This window comes from Xanthomonas euroxanthea, assembly GCF_900476395.1.
Taxonomy (GTDB): domain Bacteria; phylum Pseudomonadota; class Gammaproteobacteria; order Xanthomonadales; family Xanthomonadaceae; genus Xanthomonas; species Xanthomonas euroxanthea.
This window is the reverse complement of record NZ_UIHB01000001.1, coordinates 1,153,430-1,179,318: the sequence shown is the minus strand read 5'-3', so window position 1 is coordinate 1,179,318 and position 25,889 is coordinate 1,153,430. Positions and strand designations below refer to the sequence as shown.

34 protein-coding genes are annotated in these 25,889 nt (G+C 62.0%); all 34 read right to left on the bottom strand.

Annotated elements, in window-relative coordinates; genetic code table 11:
* Nucleotides 1-44 precede the first annotated feature (44 nt).
* The gene (locus CPBF1521_RS05195; protein WP_115676528.1) at nucleotides 45-1,436 is read right to left on the bottom strand and encodes a class II 3-deoxy-7-phosphoheptulonate synthase; all 1,392 of its coding nucleotides are present in this window, start codon (nucleotides 1,434-1,436) and stop codon (nucleotides 45-47) included.
* A 48-nt stretch (nucleotides 1,437-1,484) separates the two neighbouring features.
* Nucleotides 1,485-2,003 carry a disulfide bond formation protein B gene (locus CPBF1521_RS05190; RefSeq protein WP_115676249.1) on the bottom strand — a complete coding sequence of 173 codons (519 nt, stop codon included), beginning with the start codon at nucleotides 2,001-2,003 and terminating at the stop codon, nucleotides 1,485-1,487.
* A gap of 325 nt (nucleotides 2,004-2,328) precedes the next feature.
* A complete protein-coding gene (gene rplQ, locus CPBF1521_RS05185) occupies nucleotides 2,329-2,712 on the bottom strand; it encodes a 50S ribosomal protein L17 (RefSeq protein ID WP_003486665.1) in 384 nt (127 codons plus the stop codon).
* Between the two features lie 180 nt (nucleotides 2,713-2,892).
* A complete protein-coding gene (locus CPBF1521_RS05180; RefSeq protein WP_002811635.1) occupies nucleotides 2,893-3,891 on the bottom strand; it encodes a DNA-directed RNA polymerase subunit alpha in 999 nt (332 codons plus the stop codon).
* A 53-nt stretch (nucleotides 3,892-3,944) separates the two neighbouring features.
* Complete coding sequence (gene rpsD / locus CPBF1521_RS05175; RefSeq protein WP_002811641.1) at nucleotides 3,945-4,571, bottom strand: 30S ribosomal protein S4; 627 nt, start codon at nucleotides 4,569-4,571, stop codon at nucleotides 3,945-3,947.
* Nucleotides 4,572-4,586: 15 nt separating this feature from the next.
* Entirely contained in the window at nucleotides 4,587-4,979 is a 393-nt protein-coding gene (gene rpsK, locus CPBF1521_RS05170; protein WP_003486671.1) for a 30S ribosomal protein S11, read from the bottom strand.
* Nucleotides 4,980-4,989: 10 nt separating this feature from the next.
* Nucleotides 4,990-5,346, bottom strand: coding sequence for a 30S ribosomal protein S13 (rpsM, locus tag CPBF1521_RS05165; protein ID WP_003486672.1), 357 nt, complete (start codon nucleotides 5,344-5,346; stop codon nucleotides 4,990-4,992).
* 349 nt (nucleotides 5,347-5,695) lie between these two features.
* Nucleotides 5,696-7,063, bottom strand: coding sequence for a preprotein translocase subunit SecY (gene secY / locus CPBF1521_RS05160; RefSeq protein ID WP_016900648.1), 1,368 nt, complete (start codon nucleotides 7,061-7,063; stop codon nucleotides 5,696-5,698).
* Nucleotides 7,064-7,070: 7 nt separating this feature from the next.
* Nucleotides 7,071-7,514: a 50S ribosomal protein L15 gene (rplO, locus tag CPBF1521_RS05155; RefSeq protein ID WP_115676248.1), complete on the bottom strand. Its 444-nt coding sequence runs from the start codon at nucleotides 7,512-7,514 to the stop codon at nucleotides 7,071-7,073.
* Between the two features lie 4 nt (nucleotides 7,515-7,518).
* On the bottom strand, nucleotides 7,519-7,710 hold the full coding sequence (gene rpmD / locus CPBF1521_RS05150; RefSeq protein ID WP_104582267.1) for a 50S ribosomal protein L30: 192 nt from the start codon (nucleotides 7,708-7,710) through the stop codon (nucleotides 7,519-7,521).
* The gene (rpsE, locus tag CPBF1521_RS05145) at nucleotides 7,703-8,245 is read right to left on the bottom strand and encodes a 30S ribosomal protein S5 (protein WP_003486682.1); all 543 of its coding nucleotides are present in this window, start codon (nucleotides 8,243-8,245) and stop codon (nucleotides 7,703-7,705) included. Before rpsE ends, rpmD begins: the two co-directional genes overlap by 8 nt.
* A 158-nt stretch (nucleotides 8,246-8,403) precedes the next feature.
* A complete protein-coding gene (gene rplR, locus CPBF1521_RS05140; protein ID WP_016900655.1) occupies nucleotides 8,404-8,763 on the bottom strand; it encodes a 50S ribosomal protein L18 in 360 nt (119 codons plus the stop codon).
* Nucleotides 8,764-8,853: 90 nt separating this feature from the next.
* Entirely contained in the window at nucleotides 8,854-9,381 is a 528-nt protein-coding gene (rplF, locus tag CPBF1521_RS05135; protein WP_104608441.1) for a 50S ribosomal protein L6, read from the bottom strand.
* A 15-nt stretch (nucleotides 9,382-9,396) separates the two neighbouring features.
* Nucleotides 9,397-9,795 carry a 30S ribosomal protein S8 gene (rpsH, locus tag CPBF1521_RS05130; RefSeq protein WP_010371096.1) on the bottom strand — a complete coding sequence of 133 codons (399 nt, stop codon included), beginning with the start codon at nucleotides 9,793-9,795 and terminating at the stop codon, nucleotides 9,397-9,399.
* 205 nt (nucleotides 9,796-10,000) lie between these two features.
* Nucleotides 10,001-10,306 (bottom strand): 30S ribosomal protein S14, encoded by a 306-nt coding sequence (gene rpsN, locus CPBF1521_RS05125; protein WP_005917137.1) that lies wholly within the window; start codon nucleotides 10,304-10,306, stop codon nucleotides 10,001-10,003.
* 18 nt (nucleotides 10,307-10,324) lie between these two features.
* Complete coding sequence (gene rplE, locus CPBF1521_RS05120; protein ID WP_010371090.1) at nucleotides 10,325-10,867, bottom strand: 50S ribosomal protein L5; 543 nt, start codon at nucleotides 10,865-10,867, stop codon at nucleotides 10,325-10,327.
* Between the two features lie 11 nt (nucleotides 10,868-10,878).
* On the bottom strand, nucleotides 10,879-11,196 hold the full coding sequence (rplX, locus tag CPBF1521_RS05115; protein ID WP_003486696.1) for a 50S ribosomal protein L24: 318 nt from the start codon (nucleotides 11,194-11,196) through the stop codon (nucleotides 10,879-10,881).
* A 15-nt stretch (nucleotides 11,197-11,211) separates the two neighbouring features.
* Nucleotides 11,212-11,580 (bottom strand): 50S ribosomal protein L14, encoded by a 369-nt coding sequence (gene rplN, locus CPBF1521_RS05110; RefSeq protein ID WP_003486699.1) that lies wholly within the window; start codon nucleotides 11,578-11,580, stop codon nucleotides 11,212-11,214.
* A gap of 14 nt (nucleotides 11,581-11,594) precedes the next feature.
* On the bottom strand, nucleotides 11,595-11,864 hold the full coding sequence (gene rpsQ / locus CPBF1521_RS05105) for a 30S ribosomal protein S17 (RefSeq protein WP_102252624.1): 270 nt from the start codon (nucleotides 11,862-11,864) through the stop codon (nucleotides 11,595-11,597).
* Between the two features lie 11 nt (nucleotides 11,865-11,875).
* Nucleotides 11,876-12,061 (bottom strand): 50S ribosomal protein L29, encoded by a 186-nt coding sequence (gene rpmC / locus CPBF1521_RS05100; protein ID WP_006450638.1) that lies wholly within the window; start codon nucleotides 12,059-12,061, stop codon nucleotides 11,876-11,878.
* Nucleotides 12,061-12,474, bottom strand: a complete 414-nt coding sequence (gene rplP, locus CPBF1521_RS05095; protein WP_011036127.1) for a 50S ribosomal protein L16 — start codon at nucleotides 12,472-12,474, stop codon at nucleotides 12,061-12,063. The genes rpmC and rplP overlap by 1 nt, the downstream gene beginning before the upstream one ends.
* A 5-nt stretch (nucleotides 12,475-12,479) precedes the next feature.
* Nucleotides 12,480-13,214, bottom strand: a complete 735-nt coding sequence (gene rpsC, locus CPBF1521_RS05090) for a 30S ribosomal protein S3 (RefSeq protein ID WP_102252623.1) — start codon at nucleotides 13,212-13,214, stop codon at nucleotides 12,480-12,482.
* A 17-nt stretch (nucleotides 13,215-13,231) separates the two neighbouring features.
* Nucleotides 13,232-13,567 (bottom strand): 50S ribosomal protein L22, encoded by a 336-nt coding sequence (rplV, locus tag CPBF1521_RS05085; RefSeq protein WP_002811686.1) that lies wholly within the window; start codon nucleotides 13,565-13,567, stop codon nucleotides 13,232-13,234.
* A 13-nt stretch (nucleotides 13,568-13,580) separates the two neighbouring features.
* Nucleotides 13,581-13,850 (bottom strand): 30S ribosomal protein S19, encoded by a 270-nt coding sequence (gene rpsS / locus CPBF1521_RS05080; protein ID WP_005993369.1) that lies wholly within the window; start codon nucleotides 13,848-13,850, stop codon nucleotides 13,581-13,583.
* A gap of 6 nt (nucleotides 13,851-13,856) precedes the next feature.
* On the bottom strand, nucleotides 13,857-14,684 hold the full coding sequence (rplB, locus tag CPBF1521_RS05075) for a 50S ribosomal protein L2 (RefSeq protein ID WP_003486715.1): 828 nt from the start codon (nucleotides 14,682-14,684) through the stop codon (nucleotides 13,857-13,859).
* 10 nt (nucleotides 14,685-14,694) lie between these two features.
* Complete coding sequence (rplW, locus tag CPBF1521_RS05070) at nucleotides 14,695-14,994, bottom strand: 50S ribosomal protein L23 (protein ID WP_002811694.1); 300 nt, start codon at nucleotides 14,992-14,994, stop codon at nucleotides 14,695-14,697.
* Complete coding sequence (rplD, locus tag CPBF1521_RS05065) at nucleotides 14,991-15,596, bottom strand: 50S ribosomal protein L4 (RefSeq protein ID WP_016900669.1); 606 nt, start codon at nucleotides 15,594-15,596, stop codon at nucleotides 14,991-14,993. The genes rplW and rplD overlap by 4 nt, the downstream gene beginning before the upstream one ends.
* A 12-nt stretch (nucleotides 15,597-15,608) precedes the next feature.
* Nucleotides 15,609-16,259 carry a 50S ribosomal protein L3 gene (gene rplC / locus CPBF1521_RS05060; protein WP_006450633.1) on the bottom strand — a complete coding sequence of 217 codons (651 nt, stop codon included), beginning with the start codon at nucleotides 16,257-16,259 and terminating at the stop codon, nucleotides 15,609-15,611.
* Nucleotides 16,260-16,270: 11 nt separating this feature from the next.
* Nucleotides 16,271-16,582, bottom strand: coding sequence for a 30S ribosomal protein S10 (rpsJ, locus tag CPBF1521_RS05055; protein ID WP_003486723.1), 312 nt, complete (start codon nucleotides 16,580-16,582; stop codon nucleotides 16,271-16,273).
* 463 nt (nucleotides 16,583-17,045) lie between these two features.
* Nucleotides 17,046-18,236 carry an elongation factor Tu gene (gene tuf / locus CPBF1521_RS05050; RefSeq protein WP_104582262.1) on the bottom strand — a complete coding sequence of 397 codons (1,191 nt, stop codon included), beginning with the start codon at nucleotides 18,234-18,236 and terminating at the stop codon, nucleotides 17,046-17,048.
* Between the two features lie 48 nt (nucleotides 18,237-18,284).
* Entirely contained in the window at nucleotides 18,285-20,402 is a 2,118-nt protein-coding gene (fusA, locus tag CPBF1521_RS05045; RefSeq protein ID WP_046345811.1) for an elongation factor G, read from the bottom strand.
* Nucleotides 20,403-20,539: 137 nt separating this feature from the next.
* Complete coding sequence (gene rpsG, locus CPBF1521_RS05040; protein WP_005993356.1) at nucleotides 20,540-21,007, bottom strand: 30S ribosomal protein S7; 468 nt, start codon at nucleotides 21,005-21,007, stop codon at nucleotides 20,540-20,542.
* Nucleotides 21,008-21,019: 12 nt separating this feature from the next.
* Nucleotides 21,020-21,394, bottom strand: a complete 375-nt coding sequence (rpsL, locus tag CPBF1521_RS05035; protein ID WP_002811712.1) for a 30S ribosomal protein S12 — start codon at nucleotides 21,392-21,394, stop codon at nucleotides 21,020-21,022.
* A gap of 222 nt (nucleotides 21,395-21,616) precedes the next feature.
* Nucleotides 21,617-25,831, bottom strand: a complete 4,215-nt coding sequence (gene rpoC / locus CPBF1521_RS05030; RefSeq protein ID WP_104582265.1) for a DNA-directed RNA polymerase subunit beta' — start codon at nucleotides 25,829-25,831, stop codon at nucleotides 21,617-21,619.
* Nucleotides 25,832-25,889: the final 58 nt, after the last annotated feature.

The following is a 25,889-nucleotide window of genomic DNA, read 5'->3' as shown; positions in this document are numbered from 1 at the left end:
CATGCCGCACGCGGCATGAGTATCACGTCATGCGCACGGGGACCTCACCCGCCCAGCGGCTGCGCCGCCACCTGCTGTTGCTTGCGCACGATTGCCATTGCGATTTCCAGCGACTGCTCGTAGTTCAGGCGTGGATCCACGCTGGAACGGTAGGCGCGTTCCAGATCGCGCTCGGTCAACTCGCGCGCGCCACCGGTACATTCGGTGACATCTTCGCCGGTGAGTTCCAGATGCACCCCGCCCAGCCGCGTCCCGGTTGCCGCGTGCAGATCGAACGACAACTCGACCTCGCTGCGGATATTGTCGAAACGGCGTGTCTTGTAGCCATTGCCGGTGCTTTCGGTATTGCCGTGCATCGCATCGCACACCCACAACACCCGACGCCCGTCGCGCCGGACCGCCTCCAGCAGCGGCGGCAACTTTTCGGCGATCTGCGCCGCCCCCATGCGGTGGATGAAGCTCAGGCGGCCAGGTTCGTCTTCCGGATTGAGCACATCGATCAGACGCAGCAGCTGATCCGGCTGCACCGACGGCCCCACCTTGATTGCAATCGGGTTGCGTACCCCACGCAGATATTCCACATGCGCGCCATCCAGCGCGGCGGTGCGCATGCCGATCCACGGGTAATGCGTGCTCAGGTTGAACCAGCCCCACTGACGCGGCACCTGGCGAGTCAGGCCCTCCTCGTACGGCAGCAACAATGCCTCGTGCGAGGTGTAGAAGTCGATGCGATTGAGGTTGTAGACCTCCGCGCCGGACAGGGTTTCCATGAAGCGCACCGCATCGCCGATCGACGCCACCATCTTCTGGTAGTCCGCAGCCAGCGGCGAATAGCCCACCCAGTCCAGATTCCAGTATTCGGGATGGTGCAGGTCGGCAAAGCCGCCGTCGATCAGGGCCCGCACGAAATTCATCGTCATCGCCGAGCGCGAATGCGCGGTGATCATGCGCTGCGGATCCGGCACGCGTGCCGCTTCGGTGAAGGCGGGTGCGTTGATCACATCGCCGCGGTAGCTCGGCAAGGTCACCCCATCGCGGGTCTCGGTATCGGCCGAACGCGGCTTGGCGTACTGCCCGGCAAAGCGCCCGACCCGCACCACCGGCAGGTGCAGGCCGTGCACCAGCACCAGGCTCATTTGCAGCAGCACCTTCAGGCGATTGGAGATCGTGCCCGATTCGCAATCGCTGAAATTTTCGGCGCAATCTCCGCCCTGCAGCAGGAAGCGCTTGCCCTCCTGCGCCTCGGCCAGCTGGCGCTTGAGCGCGAAGATTTCCCAGGAGGTCACCAGCGGCGGCAACTGCCGCAACTCACCCAGGGTGTGCTCCAACGCAACGGCATCCGGGTACACCGGCATCTGCAGCGCCGGCCGCTGCCGCCAACTCTGCGGCGACCACTGGCCTGCCTGGTTGACGGACGAATGAGGGGAAGCGGACATCATGAACTCCAGAAAGCGTGGGCGCCGGCCAGTGCCGGAACGGAACGATCAGAACAGTTTGCGCGGACCACGCTGCCTGAACCCGGCATACAGCGCCCACAGTGCCAGGCCCACGAACCAGAGCATGCTCCACATCGGCATGCTCAGGCCCAGGAAGCGCCAATCGATGTTGCCGCAGTCGCCGGTGCCGGTCAGTACCGTGCGGAACACTTCGAACGGCCCCATCGTCTCGCTCAGGAAGCTCAACGGCGGCCCGCACGACGACATCATGTCCTTGGGCCGGATCTGCACCCAGACATGCCGCGCCGCGATGCCCATGCCCACACCGGCAGCCAGGAAACTCAGCACGCCATAGACCTTGCGCGTGCCCGCGGCGCGCGGCCCATGCAACGCGCCCAGCAGAAACAACACCGCCAGCGCCGCAAAGGCGATCCGCTGGAAGATGCAGAGCGGGCATGGCTCCAGACCAAGATGCAGCTGCACATAGATCGCATAGGCAAGCAATCCTGCGCATCCAAGAAAGCCCAGCAAAAACTGCGCCCGGAAACCCCAACGAAATGGATTCATCGCTACCGCTTGCCTAGGACCGAATGTCCGATTATCAGCCATCGCCGCCGCGGTGACCACGGATGCCTGCATCGGGCAGGTTGCAGCGCGAAGTCCCGTCCAGCCATGCCTATCGCCCGCCACGCGCCACCCTGCATGCTGGCGATGCAACCCTGACGCAGCCACCGTCGCAGCAGGCTGCTTGGCGATGGTTGAACCCTGCAGGTCGCTGCACTGCATTGCGGCTGTGACATCGACGCCAAGGCGACAGACCCGGCTCGGGGCCTGCAATGAAAAAGCCCGGCGCTAGCCGGGCTTTTCAAGATCCTTGCGAAGGGCGAACCGATTACTCGGCCACTTCCTCGGCGACGACCGGACGGTCGACCAGCTCGACATACGCCATCGGCGCATTGTCACCGGCACGGAAGCCGGCCTTCAGGATGCGCAGGTAGCCGCCGGGACGGGTCGCGTAGCGCGGGCCCAGTTCGACGAACAGCTTGCCCACTGCTTCCTTGTCGCGCAGGCGGGCAAACGCCAGACGACGATTGGCAACGCCATCGACCTTGCCGATGGTGATCAGCGGCTCGGCGACGCGACGCAGTTCCTTGGCCTTCGGCAAGGTGGTCTTGATCAGCTCGTGCTTGAACAGCGAGGCGGCCATATTGCGGAACATGGCTTCGCGGTGCGCGCTGGTGCGGTTGAACTTACGGCCAGATTTCTGGTGACGCATGAGTGTGATTTCCTAAGGAATGTTGAGACTGCTTTGAGAGACGTTGTCGCCATCCTGGCGCTGTTGAATGGACTGCGGTTGGTCCGAGCCGGCCGTCCTTCGACCGGATGTCACCGCGGGCTTTGGCCCGTCGATGTAAAAACAGCATGGGCGCCCGAAGACGCCCATGCGGGTGATGCATTAACCAAGCATGCCGTGCTGGGCGACACCGGCCGGCGGCCAGTTCTCCAGTTTCATGCCCAGTGCAAGGCCGCGCTGTGCCAGCACTTCCTTGATTTCGGTCAGCGACTTCTTGCCAAGATTCGGGGTCTTGAGCAGTTCCACTTCGGTCTTCTGGATCAGATCGCCGATGTAGTAGATGCTCTCGGCCTTCAGGCAGTTGGCCGAACGCACGGTCAGCTCGAGGTCGTCGATCGGGCGCAGCAGCACCGGATCCACGCCGCTGGCAGCCGGCTTGGCCGCACCGCGATCGCGGTGGGTGAAATCGCCGAACACCGACAGCTGATCGCTGAGGATGTCGGCGGCGGTGCGCACGGCTTCCTCAGCATCGATCGTGCCGTTGGTCTCGATATCGATCACCAGCTTGTCGAGGTCGGTGCGCTGTTCAACGCGCGCAGCTTCCACGGCATAGGCAACGCGACGCACCGGCGAGAACGACGCATCCAGCATCAGACGACCGATGGTGCGGGTCTCTTCGTCCGGACGACGACGCGCAGCAGCCGGCTGATAGCCGAAACCACGCTCGATCTTCAGGCGCATGTTCAGCGCCGTGTCCTTGGTCAGGTGGCAGATCACGTGGTCGCCGTTGATGATCTCGACGTTGTGATCGGTCCTGATGTCGGCCGCAGTGACCGTACCCGGACCCTGCTTGGACAACGACAGCGTCGCGCTGTCGCCACTATGCATACGAATCGCCACGTCTTTCAGGTTGAGCAGGACGTCAAGCACGTCTTCCTGCAGCCCTTCGACCGTGGTGTACTCGTGCAGCACGCCGTCGATCTCGACCTCGGTGATCGCAAAACCCGGGATCGACGACAACAGCACACGACGCAGGGCATTGCCCAGCGTGTGCCCGTAACCGCGCTCCAAGGGCTCGATCACGACCTTTGCGCGATTGTCGGTAAGACGTTCGATCTGCGGACCACGGGGGCGCAGAACCTGGTTGGCGGTAACCGTCATGTTGCGGGGTCTCCTGCGAACCTCCGGCGGTGCCGGAGGCTCTCCAATGTGAATTACTTCGAATACAACTCGACGATCAGCGCTTCGTTGATATCCGAAGGCAGGTCAGCGCGATCCGGAACGGCCTTGAACACGCCGCTGAACTTCTTCGAATCGACTTCGACCCACGACGGCGTCATGTCGTGCTGCTCAGCCACGGTCAGGGCTTCCTGCACGCGGAGCTGCTTCTGTGCCTTTTCCGACAACGTGATCGCATCGCCAGCCTTGATCTGGTACGACGCCAGATTCACCGACTTGCCATTGACCAGCACGCCACGGTGCGACACCAGCTGGCGCGCGGCCGGACGGGTGACGGCAAAGCCCATGCGGTAGCAGACGTTGTCCAGACGGGTTTCCAGCAACTGCAGCAGGTTCTCGCCGGTGTTGCCCTTCTTGGTCGAGGCCTTCTTGTAGTAGTTGCGGAACTGACGCTCCAGCAACCCGTAGATGCGCTTGACCTTCTGCTTTTCACGCAGCTGGGTAGCGTAGTCGGAGAGCTTGCCTTTGCGAGCCGCGCCGTGTTGGCCGGGCTTCTGCTCAAGCTTGCACTTGGAGTCCAGCGCACGCGCCGGGCTCTTGAGGGAAAGATCGGCGCCTTCGCGGCGGGCGAGCTTACAGGTAGGACCGATATAACGAGCCATTTCTTATCGCTCCCTTTAGACGCGACGCTTCTTCGGCGGACGGCACCCGTTGTGCGGGATTGGCGTCACGTCGATGATGTTGGTGATCTTGTAGCCCACGTTGTTCAACGAACGCACGGCCGACTCACGGCCCGGACCCGGACCCTTGATACGTACTTCCAGCGACTTCACGCCGTAGTCGAGCGCAGCGCGGCCAGCCTTTTCGGCGGCAACCTGAGCAGCGAACGGGGTCGACTTGCGCGAACCACGGAAGCCGGCGCCGCCGGACGTAGCCCACGACAGCGCATTGCCCTGGCGATCGGTGATGGTGACGATGGTGTTGTTGAACGAAGCGTGGACGTGGGCGACGCCGTCAGTGATGACGCGCTTGATCTTCTTCTTCGTTTTCTTTTCTGCTGGCTTTGCCATGATCTATCCCTTACTTCCTGATCGCCTTGCGCGGACCCTTGCGGGTGCGGGCGTTGGTACGGGTGCGCTGACCACGCAGCGGGAGACCACGGCGATGACGCAGACCGCGATAGCAGCCCAGGTCCATCAGTCGCTTGATCGCGATACCGATTTCGCGGCGCAGGTCGCCTTCGACGACATACTTGCCGACTTCGGCGCGCAGGCGCTCGATTTCGGGTTCGGACAGATCACGAATCTTCGTGGTCGAGGTAACGCCTGCGGATTCGCAGAGCTTCTTCGAACGGGTACGGCCGATGCCGTAGATGCTTTGCAACCCGACCCAGACGTGCTTCTGGGCTGGCAGGTTGACGCCTGCAATACGCGCCATGACGCGATTCTCCAACTGAGTGATGGCCCGACAGCGCCCAGGCGCCATCCGGCAGGATGGATCAAAAGTGAACTCGGAATTGTAGCAAGGCCTCGGATTGCTTTGAAGCCCGTGGAACCAAAAGTTCCATGGACCCGGCGTGGGGAGTGTGCCCTCGCTCCGGCGCCGGACGATGTTGATCCAGAAAACTTCTCCGAATCGCCTGTACTACTCCCGCACAGGACCACCTCGTCACACCCGCGCGCGAGACGTCGCGCGAGCCGCCCTTCTGATCGGAAGATCGTGGCCCGGGAACCAGGCCGTCTTCACGCAATGAAGATCTAGTGTACCACCTAACCGCCCGCGAGACTTAACTGCGCGCCAGACCGCCGCGCGAGCCACCCTTGAGGTTGGCCTTCTTCAGCAGGCTCTCGTACTGATGCGACATCAGATGCGCCTGGATCTGCGCAATGAAGTCCATCACCACCACCACGGCGATCAGCAACGACGTACCACCGAAGTGGAACGAGGTGCCCAGCTGCGTGCGCATGATTTCCGGCAGCAGGCAGACGATCACCAGGTACAACGAACCCGCTGCGGTCAGACGTGTCAGCACGCCGTCCACATAATCCGCCGTCGCCTTGCCAGGGCGGATGCCCGGAATCAGCGCGCCCGACTTCTTGAGGTTGTCGGCGGTTTCCTGCGAGTTGAACACCAGCGCGGTGTAGAAGAACGCAAAGCCGATGATCAGTGCCGCAAACACCAGCATGTGCACCGGCTCGCCCGGCCCGAGCGCATTGGCGATCTTCTGCAGCCAGGAGCCCACGCCACTGCCGGACGCCGCCTGACCGGACCACATCGACAGCGTCGCCGGGAAGGCGAGGATGCTGGAGGCGAAGATCGGCGGAATCACGCCTGCCATATTGAGCTTCAGCGGCAGGAACGAGGTCTGGTTCATGTACGCATTGCGACCGCCCTGGCGGCGCGCGTAGTTGACCGTGATACGTCGCTGCCCGCGTTCGACGAACACCACAAACAGCGTGAAGGCCAGAATGGTGATGACGATCAGCAGCAGTGAAATGAAGCTCAGATTGCCTTCGCGGAAGGCCTCGACGGTCTGGATCGCCGCCGACGGAAGACCCGCCACGATGCCGGCGAAGATGATCAGCGACACGCCGTTGCCGATGCCACGCTCGGTGACCTGCTCGCCCACCCACATCAGGAAGATGGTGCCGGCGGTCAGCGCGATCACTGCGGTGAGCACGAAGCCCATGCCCGGCGCATACACCACCGGAGCGCCACCGGGCGCGGTCTGATTCTGCAGTGCCAGCGCGATACTACCGCCCTGCACCACTGCCAGAAGCACCGCACCGATGCGCGAATACTGGGTGATCTTGCGTCGGCCGGATTCGCCTTCCTTCTGCATCGCCTTGAGGGCGGGAAAGATGTGCGTGGCCAACTGGATCACGATCGATGCCGAGATGTACGGCATCACGTTCAACGCAAAAATACTGAAACGGTGCAGGGCGCCGCCCGAGAACATGTTGAACATGTCCACGATGCCGCCGCCCTGCGCCTGCATCAACGAAAGCATGGCATCGGGATTCACGCCCGGCACCGGCACATAGCAGCCGATGCGATAGACGATCAATGCCCCGAGGACGAACAGCAGCCGCTGGCGAAGTTCCGTGAACTTGCCGAGCCCGCCACCGAGGTTACCAATGCCAGCCTGCGCCATCTGCCGATTACTCCTCTACGCTGCCGCCGGCAGCTTCGATTGCTGCCTTGGCGCCTGCACTTGCGGCCACGCCCTTCAGCACGAACTTCTTGCTCAGCTCGCCCTTCAGCACGATCTTCGCTTTCTTGGCGCGGCTCGGGACCAGATTGGCCGCACGCAGCGCTGCAAAGTCGATCTCACCGGCTTCCAGCTTGTCCAGCTGGTAGGACAACACTTCGGCACTGTCACGCGCCATCTTCGAACGGAAACCGATCTTCGGCAGACGACGCTGCATCGGGGTCTGGCCGCCTTCGAAGCCGGCCTTGATCTTGCCGCCGCCCTTGCGCGCGAACGAACCCTTGTGGCCGCGGCCACAGGTCTTGCCAAGGCCGGAGCCGATGCCACGGCCGACGCGGGTGCGCTCGGTGCGGGCGCCGGCGGCGGGCTTGAGGTCATTGAGATGCAAAGTCATGGGATTAGTCCTCAACCTTGACGAGGTAGTGAACGGTGTTGATCAGGCCGCGAACCTGCGGGCTGTCCTTCAGTTCACGCACATCGTTGAGCTTATTCAGGCCCAACGCACGCACCGACAGGCGGTGACGCGACTGGGTTCCACGCAGGCCACGCACCAGGCGCACCGTCACGGTCTTGTTGGTGTCCTTAGCCATGGTTGAGCTCCTCCACCTTCTTGCCGCGCTTGGCCGCAACACGCGCCGGCGACTGCACTTCCGACAGACCCTTCAGGGTTGCACGGACCAGGTTGATCGGGTTACGCGAACCAACCGCCTTGGCCAGCACGTTCTTGACGCCAACCGCTTCCAGCACAGCGCGCATGGCGCCGCCGGCGATGACGCCCGTACCTTCCGAGGCCGGCTGCATGTAGACGCGTGCTGCGCCATGGCCGGACTTGACGGCATGCCACAAGGTACCGTTGTTCAGATCGACGGTGGCCAGGTTCTTGCGCGCCTGTTCCATCGACTTCTGAATGGCGACCGGCACTTCGCGCGCCTTGCCATACCCGAAACCGACCTTGCCCAGACCATCGCCGACCACGGTCAGCGCGGTGAAGGTGAACTGGCGACCGCCCTTGACTGTCTTGCTGACGCGATTGACCGCGACCAGCTTTTCGATCATGCCATCGTCGACTTTCTCTTCGCGGTTACGGTCGCGATCACGACCCCGCGGTGCACGTTCTTCTGCCATCTTGATTCCTTGATTGATTGAGTATGTACGGCTCGAAGCCGCTTATGGTTGTGAAGTCACGCGGTGTTCCCGGCTCCGTTGCAAAAGTACGGGACGGTCCGGCATCTCCCTGCCGGCGGTATCGCGGACGTGACCGGTGGCCACGTCCGCAGCAGTGCTTAGAACTGCAGGCCGCCTTCGCGAGCTGCATCGGCCAGCGCCTTGATACGGCCATGGTAGCGGTAGCCCGAGCGGTCGAACGCGACCTTCTCGATGCCCGCAGCCTTGGCACGCTCGGCGATCAGCTTGCCGACCTTGACGGCCGCATCGCTGTTCTTGCCGTTCTTCAGGCCTTCCTTGACGTCGGCCTGCAGGGTGTTCGCCGCGGCGATCACCTTGGAACCGTCGGCGGTGAAGACCTGCGCATACAGATGCTGGCCGGTGCGCAGCACCGACAGGCGAGCGACGCCCAGCTCACGGATGTGCGAACGGGTGGACTTGGCGCGACGCAGACGGGCGATGTTCTTGTTGATGCTCATGATATTTATCCTACGGAAGCTGAAGGAAGCAGGCTTTTGCATCGAAAAGTCCGGCCATGGATGGCCGGGCTCCTAGCAGAGGGACCTGCGTTACGCCTTCTTGGCTTCCTTGCGAATGATGACTTCACCGGCGTACTTCACACCCTTGCCCTTGTAGGGCTCCGGCGGACGGAAACCGCGAATCTTGGCGGCGACTTCGCCGACGCGCTGCTTGTCGGCGCCCTGGACCACGATCTCGGTCTGGGTCGGGGTCGACAGCGTGATGCCTTCCGGCGCCACGAACACCAGCGGATGCGAGAAACCGAGCGCCAGGCTCAGATCCTTGCCCTGCATGGCGGCGCGGTAACCGACGCCGACCAGCTCGAGCTTGCGCTCGAAGCCTTCGGACACACCCTTGACCATGTTGGCCAGGATGGCGCGCACGGTACCGGTGATGGCGATCTGCGACGGGTCATTGGCCGACAGCGTGGCAACGTCGCCGTCGATGGCGATTTCGACGCCAGTCGGCTTCGGCAGGGTCAGGGTGCCCTTCGGGCCCTTGACGCTGACCAGCTCGGGCTGGACGTTGAGTTCAACACCCTTCGGAAGGGAAACAGGCTTCTTGGCTACACGGGACATGATCGATTCCTTCCCTTAGGCCACGAAGCACAGGACTTCACCACCAACGCCGGCTTCGCGAGCCTGCGCATCGGTCATGATGCCCTTCGACGTGGAGATGATAGCGATACCCAGGCCACCCAGGACCTTGGGCAGCTCGGTCTTGCCGCGGTACTGGCGCAGACCCGAGCGCGAGAAACGCTTCAGGGTCTCGATGACCGGACGGCCTTCGAAATACTTCAGCACGATTTCCAGCTCCGACTTGTTGTTCTCGGTCGCTGTCACGCGCAGGTCGGTGATGTAACCCTCGTCCTTCAGGACCTGGGCGATCGCAACCTTGATCTTGGACGACGGCAATTTCACCGTCTGCTTACCAACCGCGGCCGCATTCTTGATGCGTACCAGCAGGTCGGCGATGGGATCAGTCATGCTCATATGAGTACCTTTGAGTGCACCGATATCCGCTTTCGCGAAAATCTTGTGTTTTCCTGGGGATGGGCCAGGACCCTTTACGCCATGCCGCGCCCATGCGGGCAAGACAGAAGCGGAAGTATACGACAAAAGAGCCCGACTTGCGTCGGACTCCCCTGTTGAACAGAACGATCCTGTTCAAGCCGGCCGCAAACGGCCGGCAATGCTGTTACCAGCTTGCCTTGCGCAGGCCCGGAACGTCACCGTTCATCGTGGCCTTACGCAGCATGTTGCGACCCAAACCGAACTTGCGGTAGACACCGCGCGGACGGCCGGACAGCTCGCAACGGTTGCGGTGGCGGCTCGGCGACGAATCGCGCGGCAGCTTCTGCAGCTTGGTCGACGCATCGATCTTCTCTTCGTAGGACGCATCCTGACTGGAGAGGATCTTCTTCAGCGCATCACGCTTGCCGGCGAATTTCTTCGCCAGCTTTGCACGCTTGATGTCGCGGTGGATCATGGAGGTCTTTGCCATTTCGGATGTCCTCGACGGTCAGTTACGGAACGGGAACTTGAACGCTGCCAGCAGCGCCTTCGCTTCCGCATCCGTCTTGGCGGTGGTGGTGATGGCGATATCCATACCGCGAATCGCGTCGACGGCGTCGAAGTCGATTTCCGGGAAGATGATCTGTTCCTTCACACCCATGTTGAAGTTGCCACGACCGTCAAAGGAGCGACCGGAAACACCACGGAAGTCGCGCACGCGCGGCAGCGAGATGTTGATCAGACGATCCAGAAACTCGTACATCTTGGCGCGACGCAAGGTGGTCTTGCAGCCGATCGGCCAACCGTCACGAATCTTGAACGATGCGACCGAGACGCGCGACTTGGTGACCACCGGCTTCTGGCCGGAGATCTTGGACATGTCGGCGACCGCATTTTCCAGAATCTTCTTGTTGGTAGCCGCCTCGCCCACGCCCATGTTGAGCGTGACCTTGACCAGCTTCGGCACTTCCATCGGATTGGTGTAGCCGAATTCCTTCATCAGGGCCGGCACCACGTTTTCCTTGTAAAACTTTTCGAGACGAGTGTTCATGATCGCATTCCTCAGGCGTCGAGCGCCTCACCGCTGGAGCGGAACACACGCAATTTGCGTCCATCCTCCAGCACCTTGAAGCCAACGCGCTCGCCCTTGCCCGTTGCCGGGTTGACGATATTGACGTTGGAGATATGGATCGACGCTTCACGCTCGACCACGCCGCCGGCGACACCCGCCTGCGGGTTCGGCTTGGTGTGGCGCTTGATGACGTTGGCATTGGAGACGATCACGCGATCGCCGTCCACACGCACAACTTCACCCTGCTTACCCTTGTCCTTGCCGGTGTTGATGACGACCTGGTCGCCCTTCTTGATACGGTTAGCCATGTATATGTCCTCCGCTCACAGCACTTCGGGAGCGAGCGAGACGATCTTCATGAACTTCTCGGAACGCAGCTCGCGCGTCACCGGCCCGAAGATGCGGGTCCCGATCGGCTCCTGCTTATTGTTCAACAGCACAGCGGCGTTGCCATCGAAGCGGATCAGCGAACCGTCGGGACGGCGCACACCCTTGCGGGTACGCACCACGACGGCGTCGTAGACTTCGCCCTTCTTGACCTTGCCACGCGGAATGGCGTCCTTGACGGTCACCTTGATGATGTCGCCAATGTGTGCGTAGCGGCGCTTGGAGCCGCCCAGCACCTTGATGCACATCACTTCCTTGGCACCCGAATTGTCGGCGACATCGAGGTAGCTCTGCATCTGGATCATGATTCAGATCTCCCTTATTCGGCCGAACGGGTGACGATTTCGACCACCCGCCAGTTCTTGGTCTTGGACATTGGAGCAATCTCGGTCACACGCACGACGTCGCCTTCGTTGCAGGCATTGTCGGCGTCGTGTGCGTGGAGCTTGGACGAGCGCTTGATGTACTTACCGTACAACGGGTGCTTGACCTGGCGCTCCACCAACACGGTGACCGTCTTGTCCATCTTGTTGCTGACGACACGGCCTTCGACCGTGCGCAGCGTTTGCTTTTCGTTGTTGTCGCTCATCGCGGCCGTCCTTACTTGGTGCTGCCGAGCAGGTACTTGACGCGAGCAATCTCGCGGCGCACCCGGCGGGTATCGTGGGTCTTCGGCAGCTGGCCGGTGACCTGCTGCATACGGAGCGAGAACTGCTCCTTACGCAGATCGGTCAGGTGGGCCTTCAGTTCGTCAGCCGACTTCTCGCGGAGTTGTTTGATATCCATCAGCGCACCGTCCGGGTCACGAAAGTGGTGGTCACCGACAATTTCGCGGCGGCAAGGCGGAACGCCTCACGTGCGATATCTTCGGGAATCCCCTCGATTTCATAGATCATGCGGCCCGGCTGAATCTGCGCGACCCAGTACTCCACGTTGCCCTTACCGGAGCCCATGCGGACTTCGATCGGCTTCTTGGTGATCGGCTTGTCGGGGAACACACGGATCCACATCTTGCCGCCCTTTTTGACGTGGCGGCTGATCGTACGACGTGCTGCTTCAATCTGACGCGCGGTCAGCTGACCGTGCGCGGTTGCCTTAAGGCCGTACTCGCCGAAGCTGACGGCGTTTCCGCTCCATGCCAGGCCGTCGTTACGGCCCTTGTGCATCTTGCGGTATTTGGTTCGCTTGGGTTGCAACATTGCCGTTACCTCGCTTCACGAGCCGGGCGCGAAGGACGGTCACCACGGTCGCCGCGATCGTTACGATCGTTGCGCGGGCTGTCGTCCTGCTTCTCCTGGCCAACCTGGGAGAAGTCGAAGACCTCACCCTTATAGATCCAGACCTTGATGCCGATGATGCCGTACGTCGTGGACGCCTCGGCAAAACCATAATCAATGTCGGCACGTAGCGTGTGCAGCGGCACGCGGCCTTCGCGGTACCACTCCGAACGGGCGATTTCTGCACCGTTGAGGCGGCCAGCCACGTTGACCTTGATGCCCAGGGCACCCAGGCGCATCGCGTTGCCGACCGAGCGCTTCATTGCACGGCGGAACATGATGCGACGCTCAAGCTGCTGCGCGATCGACTCGGCGACCAGCTGCGCATCCAGCTCCGGCTTGCGCACTTCGGTGACGTTGATGTGGGCAGGAACACCCATCATCGCGCTCACTTCCTTGCGCAGCTTTTCGATGTCCTCGCCACGCTTGCCGATCACCACGCCCGGACGGGCGGTGTGAATGGTCACGCGGGCGGTTTTGGCAGGGCGCTCGATCAAGATCTTGCTGATACCTGCCTGCGCGAGCTTCTTGCGCAGCATTTCACGCACTTTCAGGTCGGCTGCCAGATAGGCAGCGAAGTCGGCCTTGTTTGCGTACCACTTGGAATTCCAGTCCTTGGCGATGCCAAGGCGAATTCCAGTCGGATGAACTTTATGACCCATGGTCTTTTCCTTTCCGCTTACTTGGCGGCGCCGACAATCACAGTGATGTGACTGGTGCGCTTGAGGATGCGGGTACCGCGGCCTTTCGCCCGCGCCATGAAACGCTTCAGGGACGGACCTTCATCAACCATGATGGTCTTGACCTTCAGCTCGTCGACATCCGCGCCCTGATTGTTCTCGGCATTGGCAATCGCCGACTCCACAACCTTCTTGATCAGGTGCGCAGCCTTTTTATCCGAGAACTTCAGCAGATTGACCGCACGTTCGGCGGACAAACCACGCACCTGGTCAGCGACCAGGCGGGCCTTCTGCGGGGAGATGCGCGCGGTGCGCAGGATTGCTTTCGCTTCCATCGTCATCTCTCCCTTACCTGCTCGACTTCTTGTCGCCACCGTGACCCTTGAAGGTCCGGGTGACGGCAAATTCGCCGAGCTTGTGGCCGACCATATTCTCGTTGACGAGCACCGGAATGTGGTTCTTGCCGTTATGCACGGCGATGGTGATGCCTACCATTTCCGGCAGGATCATCGAACGGCGCGACCAGGTCTTGATCGGCTTCTTGCTACCCGCAGCGGACTCCACCTTCTTTGCAAGGTGGTGATCGACGAACGGGCCCTTCTTGAGTGAACGTGCCATGGTCGATTAGCCCCTACGATCGCGGACGATGAATTGCTGGGTGCGCTTGTTCTTGCGCGTCTTGTAACCCTTGGTCGGAACACCCCACGGGGTGACCGGATGCGGATTACCCTGGCCAGCCTTGGCCTCACCACCACCGTGCGGGTGATCGACCGGGTTCATGGCCGCACCGCGAACGGTCGGGCGAACACCGCGCCAGCGCTTGGCGCCAGCCTTGCCCAGCTTCTCGAGGTTGTGCTCGTCGTTGCCGACTTCGCCGATGGTGGCGCGGCACTCGACCGGCACCTTGCGCATTTCGCCCGAGCGCAGACGCAGCGTGGCATAGATGCCTTCGCGAGCGACCAGCTGGACGGCTGCACCGGCAGCACGTGCGATCTGAGCGCCCTTACCCGGCTTCAGCTCGATACCGTGGACCGTCGTACCGACCGGGATGTTGCGCAGCGGCAGCGTGTTGCCGGTCTTGATCGGTGCGTTGGCACCGGCAATGACCTGATCGCCAGCCTTCAAGCCCTTGGGGGCGATGATGTAGCGACGCTCGCCATCGACATAGCACAGCAGGGCGATATGAGCGGTACGGTTCGGATCGTATTCGATCCGCTCCACACGCGCCGGAATACCTTCCTTGTTGCGCTTGAAGTCGATGATGCGGTAGTGCTGCTTATGACCACCACCGACGTGACGCACGGTGATGCGGCCATGGTGGTTACGACCACCGGACTTGCTCTGCGAATCGAGCAGCGCCGCGTGCGGTGCGCCCTTGTGCAGATCGGGAGTAACCACGCGCACGGCGGAACGACGGCCGGGAGAGGTGGGTTTGAACTTCATCAATGGCATGGGATGGACCTCAGGCCTTGGCCGTTACGTCGATGGACTGACCATCAACCAGGCGGACGTACGCCTTGCGCCAATTGCCACGGCTGCCAGCACGGTTACGGAAGGACTTGCTCTTGCCCTTGACGTTGACCACGTTGACCGCTTTGACCTTGACGTCGAACAGCTGCTCAACCGCGGCCTTTACATCGGCCTTGGTGGCTTCGTTCGAAACTTCGAAGACATACTGGTTGGAGATTTCCTGCAGGCGCGCGGTCTTTTCGGAGACTCGCGGAGCACGCAGCACGCTGAAGATTTTTTCGTTGCTGCTCATGCCAGCCACTCCTCGACCTTCTTGACCGCATCGGCGGTGATCACGACCGTATCGGCCCCGACCAGAGCGACCGGATCCAGACCCTGCACATCACGCACCTGCACATACGGCAGATTGCGGGCGGACAGATACAGGTGCTCGGAGGCTTCCTCGGTGACGATCAGCGGGCGCTTGCCCACATCCAGTCCCTTCAGCTTCTCGATCAGACCCTGGGTCTTGGTGGTTTCGACGTCGAACGCATCGACGATCATCAGGCGACCCTGGCGATTAAGCTCAGAGAAGATCGCGCAGATGGCCGCACGGTACATCTTGCGGTTGACTTTCTGTTCGAAGCTGCGCGGCTTGGCCGCGAAGGTCACGCCGCCGCCGACGAAGATCGGAGCCGTCAGCGCGCCATGACGCGCACCGCCGCCCTTCTGCTTCTTCGACTTCTTGGTCGTGCCCGCAACTTCCGAACGCGTCTTCTGTGCCTTGGTACCAGCGCGACCGGCATTGCGATAAGCGACGACGACCTGGTGAACCAGATCTTCGCTGAATTCGCGACCGAACACGGCATCGGAGACCGAGACCTTGTTGTTGCTACCCGTGATAACGAGTTCCATCGTCATCTCTCCTTATGCCTTGCTCGCCGGACGGACGATCACGTCGCCACCAGCTGCGCCAGGCACGGCGCCGCGGATAGCAATCAGACCACGCTCGACGTCGACCTTGACCACTTCCAGGTTCTGCGTGCTTTGCTGCACGGCGCCCATGTGGCCCGACATCTTCTTGCCCGGGAAAACGCGACCCGGGGTCTGGCGCTGACCCAACGAACCCGGCGCGCGATGCGACAGCGAGTTACCGTGAGTTGCATCGCCCATACGGAAGTTGTAGCGCTTGATGGTGCCCTGGAAACCCTTACCCTTGGTGACGCCCTGGACGTCGACCTTCTGGCCGACCTCGAAGATGTCCGCCTTGATTTCGCCGCCGACGGCGAAATCGCCGAGCTGGGCATCTTCAACGCGGAATTCCCACAGGCCGCGACCCGCTTCCACCTTCGCCTTGGCGAAGTGGCCAGCAGCCGGCTTGTTGACCAGCGCGGCACGACGCGCACCAACGGTAATCTGCACGGCGCTGTAGCCGTCAGCTTCGACGGTCTTGATCTGCGCGATGCGGTTTGGAGTTGCTTCGATCAGCGTGACCGGTACCGAGCGGCCGTCTTCGGTGAAGACGCGGCTCATACCAGCCTTGCGGCCTACGAAGCCCAACGAATATTTCTTCGTCATGGTCGTAGTCCTCAGGTCAACTTGATCTGAACGTCGACGCCAGCCGCGAGTTCGAGCTTCATCAGCGCGTCCACGGTCTTGTCGTTCGGGTCGACGATATCGAGCACACGCTTGTGCGTGCGGGTTTCGTACTGGTCACGCGCATCCTTGTCGGCATGCGGGGATACGAGGATGGTGTAACGTTCGATCTTGGTCGGCAACGGGATCGGGCCACGCACTTGCGCGCCGGTCCGCTTAGCCGTTTCGACGATCTCGCTGGCCGAACGGTCGATCAAACGATGATCGAACGCCTTCAACCGAATCCGGATCTTTTGTTCCGACATGACGGAAGCTTCCTTCGTTAAAAGAGCGACGGGCAAGGCCTCTGGGATACCTGCCCCGATATTCCTGACGTAGATGAAATCGCCATGCATCCTGCTGACGAGGGCATTTCCTCCGCCCAAAAACTGAGGCAGACCGGTAAACCGGCCTGCCCAGACGGAAAAGTATAATGCGCAACAAGAGCACGGTCAACAACAGGTGAGTTGTTGAGTGCTCCATGCAACGCGACCTTCCCGGTCTGGCGAACACGAGCGGCATCCTGCCGTTCTTTTCGCTGTAACTCAGCGCCCTACCCAGGGACACCGAGCCGCGCATTATAGCGAGGCACTTTTACATGCGCAAGCGCCCTACCCGATAAAGACGCCGGCCGCGCACGCACCTCCGACGCGGCCCACGAAAAAGGGCCGGCTTGCGCCGACCCTTGTTCGTGCGGATCCAGCGACCGAAGCCGCCGGATTGCAGGACTTACTTGACGATCTTGGCAACCACGCCGGCGCCGACGGTACGACCGCCTTCACGGATGGCGAAGCGCAGACCTTCGTCCATCGCGACCGGGTTGATCAGGGTCACGACCATCTTCACGTTGTCGCCCGGCATCACCATCTCCACGCCTTCCGGCAGCTGGCAGGCGCCAGTGATGTCGGTGGTGCGGAAGTAGAACTGCGGACGGTAGCCCTTGAAGAACGGGGTATGACGGCCACCCTCGTCCTTCGACAGCACGTAGACTTCGGCTTCGAACTCGGTATGCGGCTTGATCGAACCCGGCTTGCACAGCACCTGGCCACGCTCGACGTCGTCACGCTTGGTGCCGCGCAGCAGCAGACCGGCGTTGTCGCCTGCCTGACCCTGGTCCAGCAGCTTGCGGAACATTTCCACGCCGGTGACGGTGGTCTTCTGGGTATCACGGATACCGACGATTTCGATTTCGTCGCCAACCTTGATGATGCCGCGCTCGATACGACCGGTCACCACGGTACCGCGGCCGGAGATCGAGAACACGTCTTCGACCGGCATCAGGAACGGGCGGTCGACGTCGCGGGTCGGCTCCGGAATGAACGAATCCAGCGCCTCGACCAGCTTCAGGATCGCCGGCACGCCGATGTCGCTCTGGTCACCGTCCAGCGCCAGACGCGCCGAACCGTGGATGATCGGCGTGTCATCGCCCGGGAAGTCGTACTTGCTGAGCAGCTCGCGCACTTCCATCTCGACCAGCTCGAGCAGCTCGGCGTCGTCGACCATGTCAGCCTTGTTCAGGAACACGACGATGTGCGGCACACCGACCTGACGCGAGAGCAGGATGTGCTCGCGGGTCTGCGGCATCGGGCCGTCGGCGGCCGAACACACCAGGATCGCGCCGTCCATCTGCGCCGCACCGGTGATCATGTTCTTGACGTAGTCGGCGTGGCCGGGGCAATCGACATGCGCGTAGTGACGGGTCGGGGATTCGTATTCGACGTGTGCGGTCGAAATCGTGATGCCGCGCGCCTTCTCTTCCGGCGCCGCGTCGATCGCGTCATACGCCTTGAACTCGCCACCGAAACGCTCAGCACCGATCTTGGTCAGCGCGGCTGTCAACGTGGTCTTGCCATGGTCGACGTGACCGATGGTGCCGACGTTCACGTGCGGCTTGGTGCGCTCAAATTTAGCTTTTGCCATGACTAACTACCTCTAATTGAAAAATTTGTGAGAAGCGGCTGAGCGAACTCAGCCCTTCTTGGTGACGGCGTCGGCGATGTTGGCCGGTGCCTCTTCGTAGTGGTCGAATTCCATCGAGAACGTCGCACGGCCCTGGCTCATCGAGCGCAGCGAGGTCGCATAACCGAACATCTCGCCCAGCGGAATCATCGCGTTGATGATCTTGCCCGACGGGCTGTCGTCCTGACCCTGCAGCACGCCACGACGGCGGCTCACGTCGCCCATCACGTCACCCAGGTAATCCTCCGGGCTGACGATCTCGACCTTCATGATCGGCTCCAGCAACACCGGGCTGGCTTTCGCAAAGCCCTGCTTGAACGCCATCGACGCGGCCAGCTTGAACGCCATTTCCGAGGAGTCGACGTCGTGGTACGAGCCGAACACCAGCTTGACCTTCACACCCACCACCGGGAAGCCGGCGATCGGACCACTGGTGATCGTCTCGCGCAGACCCTTTTCAACCGAGGGGATGAATTCCTTCGGGATGATGCCGCCGGTGATGTCGTTGATGAAGAGGAAATCGTCCTTGACGTTGTCGCTCTTGCGATCTTCCTCGGTCATCGGCGACAGCTCGATCACCACGTGACCGTACTGACCCTTACCACCGGACTGCTTGGCGTGCTTGTAGTCGGACTTGACGTCGGACTTGCGGATCGTTTCGCGATAGGCCACCTGCGGCTTGCCGACGTTGGCCTCGACATTGAACTCGCGACGCATACGGTCGACGATGATGTCCAGGTGCAACTCGCCCATGCCCGAGATGATGGTCTGGCCGGATTCTTCGTCGGTCTTGACGCGGAACGAGGGATCTTCCTGCGCCAGACGGCCCAGGGCCATGCCCATCTTTTCCTGGTCCGACTTGGTCTTGGGTTCCACCGCCATCGAGATCACCGGCTCCGGGAACACCATGCGCTCCAGGGTGATGACCTTGTCCTGCGCACACAGCGTGTCGCCGGTGGTGACGTCCTTCAGACCCACGGCAGCGGCGATGTCACCAGCGCGCACTTCCTTGATCTCTTCGCGATTGTTGGAGTGCATCTGCAGGATGCGGCCCACGCGCTCTTTCTTCGACTTGACCGGGTTGTAGACCTGGTCGCCGGAGTTCAACGTGCCCGAGTAGACACGGAAGAACGTCAGCGAGCCCACGAACGGGTCGGTCATGATCTTGAACGCCAACGCCGAGAACGGCGCGGTATCGGTGGCAGGACGGGTGTCTTCCTTCTCGTCCTCGTCGATACCCTGGACCGGCGGACGGTCGGCCGGCGACGGCAGCAGGTGCACGACGCCGTCGAGCATGGCCTGCACGCCCTTGTTCTTGAACGCCGAGCCGCAGAACACCGGCACGATTTCGACCTTCAGGGTGCGCTCGCGCAGACCCACCAGGATCTCCTCTTCGCTCAGGTCGCCCTCGTTGAGGTACTTGTCCATCAGGTCTTCGCTGGCTTCGGCAGCCGCCTCGACCATGAACGAACGCGCCTCGGTCGCGATCTCGACCAGGTCAGCCGGGATGTCGCGGTATTCGAAGGTGGTGCCCTGCGATGCGGTATCCCAATGGATCGCCTTCATCTTGAGCAGGTCGACCACGCCCTCGAAGCCGTCTTCGGCGCCGATCGGCACCTGCATCGGCACGGCGTAGGCACCCAGACGGGCCTTCAGCTGCTCGACGACCTTGTCGAAGTTGGCACCGGTACGGTCCATCTTGTTGACGAAGGCCATGCGCGGCACGGAATACTTGTTGGCCTGGCGCCACACGGTCTCGGACTGCGGCTGCACGCCACCAACGGCGCACAGCACGAACACCGCACCGTCGAGCACGCGCAAGGAGCGCTCCACTTCGATGGTGAAGTCGACGTGCCCGGGGGTATCGATGATGTTGAAGCGGTGCTGCGGCATGGACTTGTCCATGCCCGACCAGAATGCAGTGGTCGCAGCGGAGGTGATGGTGATACCACGCTCCTGCTCCTGCTCCATCCAGTCCATCACTGCAGCGCCGTCATGGACTTCGCCGATCTTGTGACTGACACCGGTGTAGAACAGGATGCGCTCGGAGGTGGTGGTCTTGCCGGCATCGATGTGGGCCATGATGCCGAAGTTGCGGTAACGCTCGATAGGGGTGGTGCGGGCCACGGGGAGCCTCTCAATTTCTTGGATTTCGGATGGCCGAACGCCGCCTTTCGGCGGCCTTCGGATTGGATGCGACGCCAAAGGCGTCGCAAACAGCACTCAGATGGTGCTGAAGGGCCCCGTTACCAAGGCCCACGAGGTCACCAGCGGTAATGTGCGAACGCCTTGTTCGCCTCCGCCATACGGTGCGTCTCTTCGCGCTTCTTGATCGCGCCGCCACGGCTTTCCGAGGCGTCCAACAGTTCTGCAGCCAGCTTGCGCGGCATGGTGTTCTCGCCACGCTTGCGCGCGGAATCGATCAACCAGCGCATTGCCAGCGCCATGCGACGGGAGGAGCGCACTTCGACGGGCACCTGATAGGTAGCACCACCGACGCGACGCGATTTAACTTCGACAGCCGGGGCCACGTTGTCCAGTGCTTTCTGCACCAGCTCGACGGCATTCGGATTCTTTTCGCCAATGACGTCCATCGCGCCATAGACAATTTTCTCAGCAACCGACTTCTTGCCACTTTGCATCACCATATTGATGAAGCGGGCAATGGTTTCGCTGCCATGCTTTGGATCAGGCAGGACGGTGCGCTGCGGAGTAGAACCTTTACGGGACATTGGAGTGTTTCCTTAGCTCTTCGGGCGCTTGGCGCCGTACTTGGAACGACCTTGACGGCGCTTTGCGACGCCGGCGGCGTCCAGCGAACCACGGACGGTGTGATAACGCACACCGGGAAGATCCTTGACGCGGCCACCGCGAATTAGGACCACGGAGTGCTCCTGCAGGTTGTGGCCTTCACCACCGATGTAGCTGATGACCTCTTCCTGGTTCGTCAGGCGCACCTTGGCAACCTTACGCAGGGCCGAGTTCGGCTTCTTCGGGGTAGTGGTATAGACGCGTGTGCAGACGCCACGGCGCTGCGGACACTTGTCCAGTGCCGGAGAGGCACTCTTGTAGGTGGTCGCTTGCCGAGGCTTGCGGACCAGCTGATTGATCGTCGTCATCAGTTGATTCTTCTGATTGAGAGGCCGAGACGGCCTTGCACGAAAACAAAGGCAGGCCGAAAAACGGCCCGCCGAGACAGGGAAGTATAGCTGGCAGGACGAAACTCCGTCAACTTCACGGAAATCTAACCCTGCTGGCCCATCCAAAGGCCGGAAAACGGAGGGCCTCCTGCCCTCCTTTTCGCTTGGCTTACGGCGATCTTGCGACCGCCGTCGGAGCGCTTACTCCTCGTCCGCGCCAGCGTCGGCCACGGCTGCGACCGGTTCAGCAACCGTCGGCTTGCCCGACAGCGTTTCCATTTCCGAGTCGGTCAGACCCGACGACTTGCGGCGTCCGGCGTGATACGCCAGACCCGTACCGGCCGGGATCAGACGACCCACGATCACGTTTTCCTTCAGACCGCGCAGGTTGTCGCGGGTGCCGCGCACGGCAGCCTCGGTCAACACGCGGGTGGTCTCCTGGAACGAGGCCGCCGAGATGAACGACTCGGTGGCCAACGAGGCCTTGGTGATACCCAGCAGCACCGGATCGTACTTGGCCGGCAGCTCGTTGCGCTTGACCAGGCGGGCATTTTCCTCGATGACGCGCTGGCGCTCGACCTGCTCGCCGTTGAGGAACTTGCTGGTGCCCTGGTCGGTGATCTCGACCTTGCGCAGCATCTGGCGGGTGATCACCTCGATGTGCTTGTCGTTGATCTTCACGCCCTGCAGGCGATACACGTCCTGGATTTCCTTGACCAGATACGCGGCCAGCGGCTCGACACCCAGCAGACGCAGGATGTCCTGCGGGCTCGGCTCGCCGTCCACCACGGTCTCGCCCTTGGTCACATGCTCGCCTTCGAACACGATGATCTGGCGGTACTTGGGAATCAGCTCTTCGTGTTCCGACCCATCGGTGTCCTTGATGATCAGGCGCTGCTTGCCCTTGGTGTCCTTACCGAAGCTGATGATGCCCGAGCGCTCGGCCAGGATCGCCGGATCCTTCGGCTTGCGCGCTTCGAACAGGTCGGCAACGCGCGGCAGACCACCGGTGATGTCGCGGGTCTTGGACGCTTCCTGCGGGATCTTGGCGACCACGTCGCCCACGCCGACAGCGGCGCCGTCCTGCAGGTTGACGATGGAGCGCGGCGGCAACAGGTACTGCGCCGGCAGATCCGTATTCGGGATCGTCAGGTCATTGCCCTTGCCGTCGACGATGCGCACGATCGGGCGCAGCTCCTTGGCATGTGCACCGCGACGCTTCGGGTCGGTGATTTCGCGCGAGGCCAGACCGGTCAGTTCGTCGGTCTTCTCGATGACGGTGACGCCGTCGACGAAGTCGATGAAGCGGATGAAACCGGCCACTTCCGACACGATCGGGTGGTTATGCGGATCCCAGTTCGCCACGCCCTGCCCGGCCTTGACCGCATCACCATCCTTGGCGGTGATGGTGGCGCCGTACGGCAGCTTGTAACGCTCGCGCTCGCGGCCATGGCCGTCGAGCACGGACAGTTCGCCCGAACGCGAGACAGCGACCAGCGCGCCGCTGGCGTGCGCCACCGACTTCAGGTTGTTGAACTTCACCGAACCGGTGGTCTTGACGGTGATGTTGTCCACCGCCGCCGCACGCGATGCCGCACCACCGATGTGGAACGTACGCATGGTCAGCTGGGTACCCGGCTCACCGATCGACTGCGCCGCAATGACGCCGACCGCCTCACCGATGTTGACCTGGTGACCGCGGGCGAGATCGCGACCGTAGCAGCGTGCGCACACGCCGAACGAGGATTCGCAGCTGATGGTCGAACGCACCTTCACCGACTGCACGCTGGCGTCTTCCAGCTTGGCAACCCAGGCTTCGTCCAGCAGCGTGTTGCGGGTGACGATCGGCTCTTCGTCGTTGCCCGGCAGGTACACGTCCTCGGCCACCACACGGCCCAGCACGCGCTCGCGCAACGGTTCCACCACGTCGCCGCCTTCCACGATCGGGGTCATGATCAACCCTTCGGTGGTGCCGCAATCGACCTCGGTGATCACCACGTCCTGTGCCACGTCGACCAGACGACGGGTCAGATACCCCGAGTTCGCGGTCTTGAGCGCGGTATCGGCCAGACCCTTACGGGCACCGTGGGTGGAGTTGAAGTACTCCTGCACGTTCAGGCCTTCGCGGAAGTTCGCCTTGATCGGCGTCTCGATGATCGAGCCGTCCGGACGCGCCATCAGGCCACGCATGCCGGCCAGCTGACGGATCTGCGCCTGGCTACCACGCGCACCGGAGTCGGCCATGATGTACAGCGAGTTCATCGACTTCTGGTCGATGGTCTCGCCCTTGGCATTTTCGACCTTCTCGGTACCGATGGTGTCCATCATCGCCTTGGCGATGCGCTCGCTGGTGCGCGACCAGATGTCCACGACCTTGTTGTAGCGCTCGCCGGCGGTGACCAGACCGGACTGGTACTGTTCCTGGATCTCCAGCACTTCGGCTTCGGCCTCGGTGAGGATGCCCTTCTTCTCGTCCGGGATCAGCATGTCGTCGATGCCGATCGACACGCCTGCGCGGGTCGCATAGGCATAGCCGGTGTACATCAGCTTGTCGGCGAACACGACGGTGTCCTTCAAGCCCAGCAGACGGTAGCTGGAGTTGATCAGACGCGAGATGTTCTTCTTGGTCATCTCGGTGTTGGCCAGCTGGAACGGCAGGCCTTCGGGCAGGATTTCGCTCAGCAGCGCACGACCGACCGTGGTGTCCACGATCGAGGTGCCGCTGCTGCGCTTGCCGTCGGCTTCCACGTCCACCTGGGTGATGCGGACCTTGACCTTGGCGTGCAGTTCCACCACGCGGTTGTCGTAGGCGCGCTTCACTTCGCTGGTGTTGGCGAACACCATGCCTTCGCCCTTCTTGTTCTCCAGGGCGCGGCTCATGTAGTACAGGCCCAACACCACGTCCTGCGACGGCACGATGATCGGCTCGCCGTTGGCCGGCGACAGGATGTTGTTGGTGGACATCATCAGCGCACGCGCTTCCAGCTGGGCTTCCAGCGAGAGCGGCACGTGGACGGCCATCTGGTCACCGTCGAAGTCGGCGTTGAACGCAGTACACACCAGCGGATGCAGCTGGATGGCCTTGCCTTCGATCAACACCGGCTCGAACGCCTGGATGCCCAGGCGGTGCAGGGTCGGCGCACGGTTCAGCAGCACCGGATGCTCGCGGATCACTTCTTCCAGGATGTCCCAGACTTCAGCTTCTTCGCGCTCGACCAGCTTCTTGGCGGCCTTGATGGTGGTGGCCAGGCCGCGACGCTGCAGCTTGGCGAACACGAACGGCTTGAACAGCTCCAGCGCCATCTTCTTCGGCAGGCCGCACTGGTGCAGCTTGAGGTACGGACCGACGGTGATGACCGAACGACCGGAGTAGTCCACGCGCTTGCCGAGCAGGTTCTGACGGAACCGGCCCTGCTTGCCCTTGATCATGTCGGCCAGCGACTTCAGCGGACGCTTGTTGGTGCCGGTGATGGCACGGCCGCGACGGCCGTTGTCCAGCAGCGCATCGACCGATTCCTGCAGCATGCGCTTCTCGTTGCGCACGATGATGTCCGGCGCATTGAGCTCGAGCAGACGACGCAGACGGTTGTTGCGGTTGATCACGCGGCGGTAGAGATCGTTCAGATCCGAGGTCGCGAAGCGGCCGCCATCCAGCGGCACCAGCGGACGCAGGTCCGGCGGCAGCACCGGCAGCACGGTCATGACCATCCACTCCGGACGGTTGCCCGATTCCAGGAAGGCTTCGATCAGCTTGATGCGCTTGGTGAGGCGCTTGAGCTTGGTTTCCGAACCGGTGCTGGCGATTTCCTCGCGCAGGCGGGTCATTTCCGACTGCAGGTCGATCGTGCGCAGCAGCTCGTACACGGCCTCGGCGCCCATGGCTGCGTCGAAGTCGTCGTTGTACTCCTGGCGTGCGGTCAGGTACTGCTCTTCGGTCAGCAGCTGGCGGCGCTCGAGCGGGGTCAGGCCCGGCTCGGTGACCACGTAGGCTTCGAAGTACAGCACGCGCTCGATGTCACGCAGGGTCATGTCCAGCATCAGGCCGATGCGCGAGGGCAGCGACTTGAGGAACCAGATGTGCGCGACCGGCGAGGCCAGGTCGATGTGACCCATGCGCTCACGACGCACCTTGGCCAGGGTGACTTCGGTGCCGCACTTTTCGCAGACCACGCCGCGGTGCTTCATGCGCTTGTACTTGCCGCACAGGCACTCATAGTCCTTGATCGGTCCGAAGATGGCGGCGCAGAACAGGCCGTCACGCTCGGGCTTGAAGGTCCGGTAGTTGATGGTTTCGGGCTTCTTCACTTCGCCGTAGGACCACGAACGGATCAGGTCCGGCGATGCCAGCGCGATCTTGATCGCGTCGAAATCCAGCGTCTGGCGCTGTTGATTGAAGAGGTTGAGCAGGTCTTTCATTTGATATCTCCGGGTCGGAGGAATTTCGTATCTGAGATGAAACCGAGGGACTTACGTT

What these genes read in the sequence shown, in the direction of transcription:
- rpsJ (WP_003486723.1), bottom strand. Translation starts at nt 16,582, where the DNA reads ATGTCGGAACAAAAGATCCGGATTCGGTTGAAGGCGTTCGATCATCGT.
- rplN (WP_003486699.1), bottom strand. Translation starts at nt 11,580, where the DNA reads ATGATCCAGATGCAGAGCTACCTCGATGTCGCCGACAATTCGGGTGCC.
- rpmD (WP_104582267.1), bottom strand. Translation starts at nt 7,710, where the DNA reads ATGGCTAAGGACACCAACAAGACCGTGACGGTGCGCCTGGTGCGTGGC.
- rplB (WP_003486715.1), bottom strand. Translation starts at nt 14,684, where the DNA reads ATGCCATTGATGAAGTTCAAACCCACCTCTCCCGGCCGTCGTTCCGCC.
- rplE (WP_010371090.1), bottom strand. Translation starts at nt 10,867, where the DNA reads ATGAACACTCGTCTCGAAAAGTTTTACAAGGAAAACGTGGTGCCGGCC.
- rplR (WP_016900655.1), bottom strand. Translation starts at nt 8,763, where the DNA reads ATGAGCATCAACAAGAACATCGCCCGTCTGCGTCGCGCCAAGTCCACC.
- rpsM (WP_003486672.1), bottom strand. Translation starts at nt 5,346, where the DNA reads ATGGCGCGTATTGCAGGCGTCAACCTGCCAGCCCAGAAGCACGTCTGG.
- rpsC (WP_102252623.1), bottom strand. Translation starts at nt 13,214, where the DNA reads ATGGGTCATAAAGTTCATCCGACTGGAATTCGCCTTGGCATCGCCAAG.
- rplP (WP_011036127.1), bottom strand. Translation starts at nt 12,474, where the DNA reads ATGTTGCAACCCAAGCGAACCAAATACCGCAAGATGCACAAGGGCCGT.
- secY (WP_016900648.1), bottom strand. Translation starts at nt 7,063, where the DNA reads ATGGCGCAGGCTGGCATTGGTAACCTCGGTGGCGGGCTCGGCAAGTTC.
- rpsG (WP_005993356.1), bottom strand. Translation starts at nt 21,007, where the DNA reads ATGTCCCGTAAAGGTTCTACTCCGCAGCGCACCGTCCTGCCTGATCCA.
- tuf (WP_104582262.1), bottom strand. Translation starts at nt 18,236, where the DNA reads ATGGCAAAAGCTAAATTTGAGCGCACCAAGCCGCACGTGAACGTCGGC.
- rpsL (WP_002811712.1), bottom strand. Translation starts at nt 21,394, where the DNA reads ATGACGACGATCAATCAGCTGGTCCGCAAGCCTCGGCAAGCGACCACC.
- rpsN (WP_005917137.1), bottom strand. Translation starts at nt 10,306, where the DNA reads ATGGCAAAGACCTCCATGATCCACCGCGACATCAAGCGTGCAAAGCTG.
- rpsD (WP_002811641.1), bottom strand. Translation starts at nt 4,571, where the DNA reads ATGGCTCGTTATATCGGTCCTACCTGTAAGCTCGCCCGCCGCGAAGGC.
- rpoC (WP_104582265.1), bottom strand. Translation starts at nt 25,831, where the DNA reads ATGAAAGACCTGCTCAACCTCTTCAATCAACAGCGCCAGACGCTGGAT.
- rplO (WP_115676248.1), bottom strand. Translation starts at nt 7,514, where the DNA reads ATGACTTTGCATCTCAATGACCTCAAGCCCGCCGCCGGCGCCCGCACC.
- rplD (WP_016900669.1), bottom strand. Translation starts at nt 15,596, where the DNA reads ATGGAACTCGTTATCACGGGTAGCAACAACAAGGTCTCGGTCTCCGAT.
- CPBF1521_RS05195 (WP_115676528.1), bottom strand. Translation starts at nt 1,436, where the DNA reads ATGTCCGCTTCCCCTCATTCGTCCGTCAACCAGGCAGGCCAGTGGTCG.
- rpmC (WP_006450638.1), bottom strand. Translation starts at nt 12,061, where the DNA reads ATGGATATCAAACAACTCCGCGAGAAGTCGGCTGACGAACTGAAGGCC.
- rpsS (WP_005993369.1), bottom strand. Translation starts at nt 13,850, where the DNA reads ATGGCACGTTCACTCAAGAAGGGCCCGTTCGTCGATCACCACCTTGCA.
- rplC (WP_006450633.1), bottom strand. Translation starts at nt 16,259, where the DNA reads ATGACGAAGAAATATTCGTTGGGCTTCGTAGGCCGCAAGGCTGGTATG.
- rpsH (WP_010371096.1), bottom strand. Translation starts at nt 9,795, where the DNA reads ATGAGCATGACTGATCCCATCGCCGACCTGCTGGTACGCATCAAGAAT.
- rplF (WP_104608441.1), bottom strand. Translation starts at nt 9,381, where the DNA reads ATGTCCCGTGTAGCCAAGAAGCCTGTTTCCCTTCCGAAGGGTGTTGAA.
- rplX (WP_003486696.1), bottom strand. Translation starts at nt 11,196, where the DNA reads ATGGCTAACCGTATCAAGAAGGGCGACCAGGTCGTCATCAACACCGGC.
- rpsK (WP_003486671.1), bottom strand. Translation starts at nt 4,979, where the DNA reads ATGGCAAAGCCAGCAGAAAAGAAAACGAAGAAGAAGATCAAGCGCGTC.
- rplW (WP_002811694.1), bottom strand. Translation starts at nt 14,994, where the DNA reads ATGAGCAGCAACGAAAAAATCTTCAGCGTGCTGCGTGCTCCGCGAGTC.
- rpsQ (WP_102252624.1), bottom strand. Translation starts at nt 11,864, where the DNA reads ATGAGCGACAACAACGAAAAGCAAACGCTGCGCACGGTCGAAGGCCGT.
- rplQ (WP_003486665.1), bottom strand. Translation starts at nt 2,712, where the DNA reads ATGCGTCACCAGAAATCTGGCCGTAAGTTCAACCGCACCAGCGCGCAC.
- CPBF1521_RS05180 (WP_002811635.1), bottom strand. Translation starts at nt 3,891, where the DNA reads ATGACGGTTACCGCCAACCAGGTTCTGCGCCCCCGTGGTCCGCAGATC.
- CPBF1521_RS05190 (WP_115676249.1), bottom strand. Translation starts at nt 2,003, where the DNA reads ATGAATCCATTTCGTTGGGGTTTCCGGGCGCAGTTTTTGCTGGGCTTT.
- rpsE (WP_003486682.1), bottom strand. Translation starts at nt 8,245, where the DNA reads ATGGCAGAAGAACGTGCACCGCGGGGTCGTGATCGCGACCGTAACCGC.
- rplV (WP_002811686.1), bottom strand. Translation starts at nt 13,567, where the DNA reads ATGGAAGCGAAAGCAATCCTGCGCACCGCGCGCATCTCCCCGCAGAAG.